The 4706-nt window shown below is 63.4% G+C and carries 2 protein-coding genes and 1 pseudogene; all 3 read right to left on the bottom strand.

The window, feature by feature from the left end; genetic code table 11:
• Nucleotides 1-257: 257 nt before the first annotated feature.
• A complete protein-coding gene (locus BQ17_RS07165) occupies nucleotides 258-3710 on the bottom strand; it encodes an acyl-[ACP]--phospholipid O-acyltransferase (protein ID WP_089725648.1) in 3453 nt (1150 codons plus the stop codon).
• Between the two features lie 125 nt (nucleotides 3711-3835).
• Complete coding sequence (locus BQ17_RS23245) at nucleotides 3836-4240, bottom strand: helix-hairpin-helix domain-containing protein (protein ID WP_256091508.1); 405 nt, start codon at nucleotides 4238-4240, stop codon at nucleotides 3836-3838.
• 112 nt (nucleotides 4241-4352) lie between these two features.
• A pseudogene (locus BQ17_RS23240) lies at nucleotides 4353-4505 on the bottom strand (ERCC4 domain-containing protein); the annotation flags it as partial.
• Between the last annotated feature and the right edge of the window lie 201 nt (nucleotides 4506-4706).

Raw genomic sequence — 4706 nt, 5'->3', positions numbered from 1 at the left:
AACACGGATCACAATCTGTGTTTATCCGTGTCTATCCGTGGTTCTTTTTCTGGCTCCCATGCTCCAGTGGGAACGAGTGCAGAACGCAGAGAATTGGCCTGTGCTCTTCTCTGTGTTCTCTGCGTCCTCTGTGGCTCGATTGCCCGTAAAAGCTGGGTTGGGATGTTGGGCACGGCGCGATATAGGCCGTCGGCTCGATTGCCGGCCAGTAGTTCACGCCTTTGCCCAACCTTGTATGTTCTTTGTACCTTTGCGGTTCAAGGGCCCGCAAGTGCCAGCTTCTTGGCCCCGGGGAAATCGGTCTTGCCGCTCCCGAGCTTGGGGATCTGTTCCACCGGCCGAATCTCGGCGGGGATGGTGAGCGGATTCATGCCGGCGTCGATCAATGCCCTACGCAACCCGTCCGGATCCAGGTCGGCCGCGATCAGTAAGATGATACGTTCACCCTTCTTCGGGTCCGGGACGGTGAGGGCCGCCAGCTCCAGCTCCGGTTCGGCGAGCACCTGCCGGACCTGCTCCTCGACCTGGGTCAGACTGATCATTTCACCGCCGAGCTTGGCGAACCGGCTATAGCGATCGACGATGGTCAGGAAGCCGTCCTGATCCAGGCGGCCCTTGTCGCCGGTCTTGTACCAACGCTGGCCGTCGAGCTCGACGAGGGCGTCAGCAGTCAGCGCCGGGGCATTGAGATAACCCTTCATCACCTGCACGCCACCGATCAGGATGAGCCCGTCCGCGCCGGGTGGCAGGGTTTCAAGGCTGACCGGATCGACGACGCGGAAGCTGGTTCCCGGTAAGGGCATACCCACGGTACCGGGCCTGTGGCCGATCTGAACCCTCCAATCGTGGGTGTGCAAGCGGTCAGGCAGGTTGCAGCTCGCCACCGGCGCCGTCTCGGTGGTGCCGTAGCCTTCGTAGATGGGTTTGTGGAATTTGAGGGCAAAGGCCTCGCGCACGTCCCGGTTCAATCGCTCGGCGCCCGCCACCACCATCCGCAGGGATTCCAACATCATGGGATGGATGTGTTTGTTGCGTGTATGGAGGCGCAGAAAGGTGGGGGGGCTGAACAGGATGGTGGCACGCTCGTGGGCGATGGCCTTGGCGCAACCGAGGGCGTCCGTGGGGTCCGGGTGGCAGATCATGGGGATGCCCTCCAGGAGGGGCATGAAGCTGGTAACCGTCAGCCCGAAGGCATGGAACGGCGGCAGATTGGAGAGGACCCGGTCGCCGCTCTCCAGCGCGAGCAGGTCGGAGATCTGGCGCACATTGGCGATGAGGTTGCGGTGGGTGAGCTCGATACCCTTGGGTGCTCCCTCGCTGCCGCTGGAGAACAGGATGGCGGCGGTGTCTTCGGGGGCGGCCCGGTGACCGAATAGGCGCCAGGCCCAGCCGGCGGGCAGGATGCTCGCGGCCGTGAGCATCAGCAGGCCCTCGGCCTTGCCGATATCCGCTTTCAGGTCCTCCATGTCATGCAGCTCGATCCCGTCGAACAGGTCACCCAAATCCAGCCCCCGGTCCTTCAGCCGGGCGAGGAAACGCCGCGCGGTGATGACATTGCGGATGCCTGCATTCTCCATACTCGCGCGCAGGGCCTCGCGGCCGGCGGTGTAGTTGAGGTTGACCACCGTCCTACCGGTCAGGAGGACCGCCATATTGGCGATGGCCCCGGCACTGCTGGCGGGCATGAGTACCCCGAGGTTCCGGGCTTGCACCAGCCTCCGGATCCGCAGCGCAAACAGGAAGACGGCGGCCATGAAACGGCGGTTGGTCAGGGCAGTGCCGATCGCGTCCAGGACACAGGGCTGACCGCGTCGCCCGGCGGCGGTCCTGAGCCAGGCCTCGGGCAGCGTCGGCAGGGTTCGGGCAAAGGTCTGCCAGGCGCTGACCGAAAGCTCGTATACGGCCTGCTTGACCTGGGTGGCAGTCGCGGAGATCGGCAAAGGCGTCCCGAAGGCCACCACCAGCTCCCGCTCCCGGCGGCGGCGACGCTGTGCCTTGCGCCTGGCGTTGGCGAACGAAAAGCTGCTGCCCCAGAGCCCGTGCAGATAGAAGGGTAGGATGACGCCTGTCTCTACCTTGGCCGCGGCCAGCTCGAAACCCCGCTTGAACTCCCCGAGTTGTGCCGTCCGGCTGATGGATTCCTCCGGGAACAGGCAGACGACCTCCCCCGCGTTCAGTAGCTCGGCAATGGTATCCAATGCCTGCCGGCTCTGGTCCCGGGAGATGGGCACCACCCCGAACAGGTCGAAGAACCGGCGCAGATACCAGCGCTTGTAGATGGCCCGATCCAGCGCGAAGCGAATGGGGCGCGGGCTCGCCGTCTGCATGACTGCCCAGTCGATCCAGGAGATGTGGTTACCCAGCATAAGCACCCCGCCTTGGGGCGGCAGGTGCGCAAGACCGATCATCTCCAATCGGTAGCGGGTCATAACGACGCGCGCCACCAGGAAACGCATCAGGGGCCGGGGCAGCTGGTAGAGGCTGTAGCAGGTCCCCACCAAGGCCAGGATGCCCAAGGCATAGATGATGGCAAGGCTGCCGCTCTCCAAGCGGGCGGCCACTACCGTCAGCCCCAGAAAGGCCAGCATCACCAGGTTCCTCACGAAATTACTGGCGGCCAGGACGCGGCCCAGCCCCGTAGCTTGGGCGTTGAACTGGATCAGCGCACTCAAGGGCACCAAGAACAGGCCGCCCATAATGCCGATAGCTAAGAAATCCAAGGTCATGATCCAAATCGAGGGCAGGCCCGGGAGCACAAACAATCCGACAGCGATGCCCAGGGCGCCGATGGGAATGAGCCCCGTCTCGATACGACCACGGGACACCCGGCCCGCGATGACCGAGCCCAGGGCGATGCCGATGCCGAAACAGGCCATCGCACCCTGGATCACCACCGTGTTGGTCTCCCCCAGGACCTCCTCGGCAAAGGCGGGAAAGGCCGGGAGCATCACCTGGGCGATGCTCCAGAAACCTGCCAGGCCCAGGATGGAGAGCCAGATGACTCGGTCCCGATAGGCCATCCTCAGGTTTTCCAGCAGGTAACGACCGGTGCGGTAGGCCCGCCAGTCGAAGCGCATGGTCGCAGAACGCGGTCTCCGCTCGGGTAGCCGGTACGCAAGGGCCAGCTCAAGCAGAGAGAAGCCTACCAGGAACCAGCCCACGGGGGCGATCAGTTGTATGATCTCCCCGGTGGTGGTGAATGTCCGTTGCGCCAGGAGGATCTCGAACAGCACCGAGAAGAAGAAGATCCCCGCCATGATGGCGGCGGTTACCGTAGCCTGGACGACTCCATTGGCGGCGGACAGCGCGTCCTCGCCCACCAGTTCTCTGATGAAGCCGTACTTGGCCGGCGAATAGAGTGCGCTCTGCACCGCAAGCAGAAAGGTCATGGCAAAGGCCGGCCAGAACCAGCCCAACCGATAGCAGGCGGTGATCGCCAAGGTGAGCCCCACTGCGGCCCAGGCGCTGATCCGCATCACCTGGGGCTTGGGGTATTTGTCCGAGAGGAACCCGGAGGGCGTGAACAGGAGCACGAACGGCAACAGGATCAGGGCATTGACGATGGCCGTCAAGGTGATCTGTAGATCCCCTTCATAGGTCTTGAACAGGGTGTTCTGGATGATGATCTTGTGTCCCAGATCCACGAAGGCGTTGAGGAAGGCCACCGCGAGATAGGGCAAGAACCCGGTAATGCGAAAGAGCTGCAACATGTTGGATGTTCCTGAAGGGGGCTCTTAAGTCCAGTGTATCCCTTTATTTTCGATTTTGTAGTGACGCCTATTCCGCGTTCCTTGGTTATGAGCGCGCAAGCCCCATTACACCAGGCCCCGAGGCGTCACAAATGAAAAATCACTGCGCCGGAATCACCGTAGGCAGGACCGGCTTCTTCCACGGCCCAGCGGATCGTCTCCGCGGTGGCCTGTCCGATGCCGCGCACCGACGCCAGGGCCTCGGCCTCGGCCTGGATGACTCCCTCCAAGCTCCCGAAGGTCTCCAACAGGCGCCGCGCCCGCTGCGGCCCTACTCCCGGCAATCCCTGTAGAACCCGGGCCTGAATCCGTGATTTGCCCCGCGGGCGGCGGCCGGGACGAGGCGGCGTACCAGTGACCACCGACCGGCCTTGGCGGGCCGCGAAGAGCATGAGTTGGGCCGTTTCGGTTGGACCCTGGGAACGCAATAGGGGAATACCCAGATAGAGGGTCAGACCGATCAAAGCCCCTTGAATGGCCTCGCGGCGCATTCCGGATCCGGCCAGGTCCGTCGCCGTCCCTTCCAAAATGAATGCCTTCCAAAGCGGCCAGCCGGTGGGCCTGACCGAACAAGCGTCCGTCCTTGATCGAGGCGACGAGATCGGGAAGCGTCTTGCGCTCGATAAGCAGCACCTCGTCGATCAGGTAGTCCCCCAACGGCAGGCGCTCGACGATCAGAGAGACTTCCTCGTACCCGCGCAGGCGATCGATCACGCCTCCGTGCCGCTCGCGGTCATCGGCAAGGATCTCGATCATCGCAGCAGGGTTGGCGCAGCCCTTCGGCGCACTGTCACCAGTGGGTGCAAGCGGCGCACGGCACGGCGGAAAATCCATGTGTGGCAGGCATTCCTTTTGGGTAAGATGAAGCCTTAGAGGCTGTCTAGGGGGCGTTCTCAATTAACAGATTTTCTCTCGTTCCCACGCGCCGCGTGGGAACGCAGAAGCTCCGCGCCGCGG

It is taken from the genome of Candidatus Thiosymbion oneisti, assembly GCF_900092655.1.
In the GTDB taxonomy this organism is placed as follows: domain Bacteria; phylum Pseudomonadota; class Gammaproteobacteria; order Chromatiales; family Chromatiaceae; genus Thiosymbion; species Thiosymbion oneisti.
This window is presented reverse-complemented; position numbering and strand designations above follow the sequence as displayed.

Excerpts from the sequence above, each read along its gene's own strand:
- BQ17_RS07165 (WP_089725648.1), bottom strand. The coding sequence starts at position 3,710 with ATGTTGCAGCTCTTTCGCATTACCGGGTTCTTGCCCTATCTCGCGGTG.
- BQ17_RS23245 (WP_256091508.1), bottom strand. The coding sequence starts at position 4,240 with ATGCGCCGCGAGGCCATTCAAGGGGCTTTGATCGGTCTGACCCTCTAT.